This window comes from Polaromonas sp. P3_C2 (assembly GCF_056402675.1).
The window spans coordinates 1-4,155 of sequence record NZ_JBFUGX010000373.1 but is presented as its reverse complement, the minus strand read 5'-3'; the positions used below and the strand labels follow the sequence as shown (position 1 = coordinate 4,155).

Annotated in this window: 3 protein-coding genes and 1 pseudogene; 1 reads left to right on the top strand and 3 read right to left on the bottom strand. The window is 68.2% G+C overall.

Annotated elements, in window-relative coordinates; genetic code table 11:
* From AC1DWI_RS15285 to AC1DWI_RS15275, 3 genes are all read right to left on the bottom strand, one after another.
* The coding region (locus AC1DWI_RS15285; RefSeq protein ID WP_477725134.1) for a ribose-phosphate diphosphokinase at positions 1–709 on the bottom strand (709 nt) is incomplete at its 3' end.
* Positions 706–2,235 (bottom strand): thymidine phosphorylase family protein, encoded by a 1,530-nt coding sequence (locus tag AC1DWI_RS15280; protein WP_477669576.1) that lies wholly within the window; start codon positions 2,233–2,235, stop codon positions 706–708. The genes AC1DWI_RS15280 and AC1DWI_RS15285, both read right to left, overlap by 4 nt.
* 74 nt (positions 2,236–2,309) lie before the next feature.
* The gene (locus AC1DWI_RS15275) at positions 2,310–3,782 is read right to left on the bottom strand and encodes a bifunctional aminoglycoside phosphotransferase/ATP-binding protein (protein WP_477669575.1); all 1,473 of its coding nucleotides are present in this window, start codon (positions 3,780–3,782) and stop codon (positions 2,310–2,312) included.
* A 171-nt stretch (positions 3,783–3,953) separates the two neighbouring features.
* Between AC1DWI_RS15275 and AC1DWI_RS15270 the strand changes: the two are divergent.
* Positions 3,954–4,155 (top strand): annotated as a pseudogene (locus AC1DWI_RS15270) (DUF1924 domain-containing protein); the annotation flags it as partial.

Here is a 4,155-nt window from a genome sequence, read left to right as displayed (position 1 = left end):
GCAGGCGTGTCGCGGCGAGCATGGTTTCGCCCGTGGAAATGATGTCGTCAAGCAGCACCGGCACGCGCCCCGGCCAACGTTCGGGGCTTGCCAGCCTGACGCCCACGTCCCGGTCGYCGCGCCGCGTTTTGCGCAGCACGGTCCAGGGGGCGTTGGCCAGCCTGGCCACTTCGGCGACCCACTGTGCGCTTTCCTGGTCGGGCCCGATCAGCCAGGGTGATGCGACGTGACCGCTCAGCCAGCGGGCAATYGTGGGGGCGGCCGGTACCACCTGCGTCCGGATGGAATAGATCTCGTCCAGCCCGTGCACGCGGTGCAGGTGCGGGTCAACGGTCACCAGGAAGTCCAGCGACGCGGACAGCAGCCGGGCATAGCTGCGCGAGGTGACGGCTTCGCCGGGATGAAAGCGCTTGTCCTGCCGCATATAGGCCAGGTAGGGCGCCACCAGGCCGACCTGCGAGGCGCCCAGTTCGCGCGCCGCGTCCGCCGCAAAAATCAGAGGCAGGGTCTTGGCGTCCGGCTGGTCCAGGCTGCCGGCCAGCATGACGCGGCAGCCCTTGACCTCGGCGTCTATGCGCACGCCGGTTTCGCCGTCGGGAAAGTGGTGCAGCGCCAGTTCGCTCCAGCCGCAGCGCAGGCTGCGCGCGAGCGCCGTGGCCAGCGGCGCGCCGCCGGGCAGGGCGAGGACCACCATCGGTTCGCGCTTCATCGCGCGTCCTCCATCACATGCACGGCCTCGGCCTGCGTGGTGGCGTATTCCAGTGCGTAGGCCAATTCGCCCGGTGAGGCGGCGTGCAGCGTGAACAAGGGCTGGCCGCGCTCCACGACCGCGCCCAGTTGCACGTTCATGTCGATTCCGGCGCAGGCCGAGGTGGGCGCTCCCGCGAGTTTGGCGATGCGGGCCAGACGCCGGTTGTCGATGGCGATCACGGTGCCGGCGCGCGGCGAAGGCACGGGCTGCCGGCAGGCGGCGACCGGGGGTTCGCGCAGGCCACCCTGCGCTTCGCATATTTCCTGGAATTTCTTCCAGGCGCGCCCGTCCTCCAGCACGGCGGTGGCCAGCGCGATGCCGCCGCCGACCGGCGCAGCGCCGCCGAATTCAAGAATCTGCCCTGCCAGGTGCAGGGAGCGCTGCGCGAGATCGGCCGGCGCGCTGTCCTCTCGGCGCAGCACCGCCAGCACGTCGCGCGCTTCGAGGGCGGGACCGATGCCGCGGCCCACAGGCGCGACGCCGTCGGTCTGTAACACGCGCATGCGCAGGCCCAGCGCCTGGCCGACCTGCTCCAGCTGCCGCGCGAGCTGATTTGCGGCATGCGCGCTGCGGACTTTGGCGGTCAGGCCGACGGGCATGTCGATCAGCACGTGCGTGGCGCCGGCCGCCGCCTTTTTTGAAAGTATCGATGCGACAAGCTGCCCCTGGCTGTCGAGGTCCAGGGGACGCTCGACACGGATCAGAACATCGTCGGCGGGGCTGAGCCGCACGGCGCCGCCCCAGGCGATGCAGCCGCCGGTGCGCTCGACCACGCGTCGTATCTGCGCCACGTCCAGGTCCACCGGCGCCAGTGTCTCCATGGTGTCGGCCGTGCCGGCGGGCGAGGTGATGGCGCGCGACGAAGTTTTGGGCATGCGCAGCCCGCAAGCCGCGATGATGGGCACGATGACCATGGTGGTCCGGTTGCCTGGCAGGCCGCCCACGCAATGCTTGTCCATGACCGGTCCTTCGCCCCACTGCATGCGCTCGCCGACATTGACCATGGCGCGCGTAAGCGCGATGGTCTCGTCCATGTCCAGGTGATCGCCCGCGCAAGCGGTGACGAAGGCCGCGAGCTGCAGGTCCGAATAGCGGCCTGCCGCCACGTCCCCGATCACCGCGTCGATGGCCGCCTGGCCCAGGCGCTTTCCGTAGACCTTGGCGCGCACGTGGCCCAGCGATTCAAGCGGCGCGGGATGATGCAGGGAAACCTCCGCGCCCGGCCGCGCGTCAAGCAGGCGCCAGGCAGCCTCGGAAAGGCCAGCTTCATCCGGCGGCAGGAAATCGCCGCTGACTACGTTGAGCGTCGCGACGATGGTGCGGCCGTCCAGCCGCAGTTCCACCCGCGACTGTGCTTCGAAACCTTCCGAACGGCAGACGGGGCAGTCGCGGTGCATGTACAGCACCGGTTCCTGGTAGGTGTCTATGCCCAGCCTGCGCAGGCGCAAGCGATTGGCGGTAGCAGCGTGGAGAGGTTCTTGCATGGCAGTCCTTCTTGCCACTGTAGGTGCGGCAAGCGCCTTCAGCCTTGATAAAACGCAAGTTCGGGCCAGGTGCGTCACCCGGCGGGGAGCGCCTGGACGAAAGCGTGCTCTCGCGCGGACAGTGGTTCTGCCGTTTTCCGTAAACCATCCAGTACGGCGGCATCGGCTTCGGAGGCATCGCCGCGGCGCGCCAGCAGGCGCGCGCGCAGCACGTCCAGGGGCGCTTCGCAGTCCACGATGCAAAACGGTACCCGCATGTCCAGCGCCAGCGCATGCGCCTCCTCGCGTTCGGCGCGGCGCAGGAAGGCCGCGTCGAGTATCACCGGGTACCCCGCGCGCAGTGCCGTGCGCGCCATGGCGAAAAGGTGGGAGTAGGTGCGCGCCCCGGCCTCGGCCCGGTACAGATCCAGGCCTTTGGCGCGCGAATCCTCCAGCATGCCCAGGCCGTGCAGGCGTTTGCGTTCAACGTCGGAGCGCAGGCGAATCGCGCATTCCCGCTCGACGATGCGCTGCGACGTGAAAGTTTTGCCGGACCCCGGCAAACCATGGGTTATGAAGAGCCGGACGTTCGAGCGGGCATCTCCGGGCGCGGCCCAGGCAAGCGCGGTATCCAGGTAGCGGCGCGCGACAGGGCCGCCGGCATCGCGCAGCTGCTCCACCTGGGCCCGGACCAGCGCCCGGTAGATCACGGCAAAGCGCAGCGCCGGCAGGCCGCCGTGGTCGCCCGTCCGGTCCAGCCAGGCATTGAGAAAACGGAAACACAGGTCTTTTCGCTGATGGGCCCAGAGATCCATCACCACGAAGGCGATGTCGTCAAGGACGTCGATCCAGCGTAGCGCCGGGTCGAACTCGATGCAGTCGAAGGCCGCAACACCGCCATCGAGGCTCACGATATTGGCCAGGTGCAGGTCGCCGTGGCATTCGCGCACACGGCCGTCCGCCAGCCGCGCGGTCCACAGCGCGGCGAGGGCCGTCGCCTCGGTCTCGAGCCAGGCTTTGAGCGCGACGTGCGCAGCCTCGTCCATAAGCGGCCGGGCGCCTTCGAGCGCGGCCAGTGCCGCCTGCCGGCGTTGCGGTGCGCCTGCGAAACCGCTGGCGGTTTCCGCACGCGGTGCGCTTTCATGAAAGCTGGCAAGCAACGCGGCGAGTTCGTCAATGTCGCCCGCGCCCAGATCGCCCTCGTCGGCTTTTTCGCTTAACAGGGCGCCCGGCGCAAAGCGACGCATGCGCACCGCGTATTCAAGCGCCGGCCCCTCGCCATCCAGCCCCGGTGAATGCGGCGCTCCCGTGATACGGGTGACCCCCAGGTAAAGCGAAGGTGCGAGCCGCCGGTTCAGGCGGACCTCTTCTTCGCAGAACCGCAGCCGGGCTTGCGGGCTGGCGTAATTGACGAAAGGAAGGTGCACCGGCTTTTTGATTTTGTAGGCCCTGTCCCGCGCGAGCAGCACCCAGGAGATGTGCGTCTCCATGATCCGCGCGTGCAGAACACCGGCCAGCGCATAAACCAGTTCACGGGCGGGCAGAAGGGCATCGTCTGCGGTGTGCATGGGAAGAGGATAGGCCGGGATCGGGAACTCCGTTTGATTCCGGTCAAGCGGGCGTATCAAACACGGTTGGCGCCGCATGCGGCCGCAATTTCGGGCACAGCGTATCCCGCTTAAGAAAACCCTAAGGACGGCGCAGCATCATGAAGTCATTCAAAGAAAGAGGTGTCCCCTATGAACTTTTCGTCGCCGCCCCCATGCTGCAGGAGTCTCTACCTCGCAATCGCCGCAGCCTGCCTCGCCGGCACTGTATATACGCAGGTTGCCCAGGCAGCCACGCCGGCGGAGATGTTGGGCGGCTACACCGCCCAGGCCGGTGCGGCTGCCGTGCCGGCCCGGGGCCAGCAGTTGYTTACCACACGACAGGGCCGCGAAT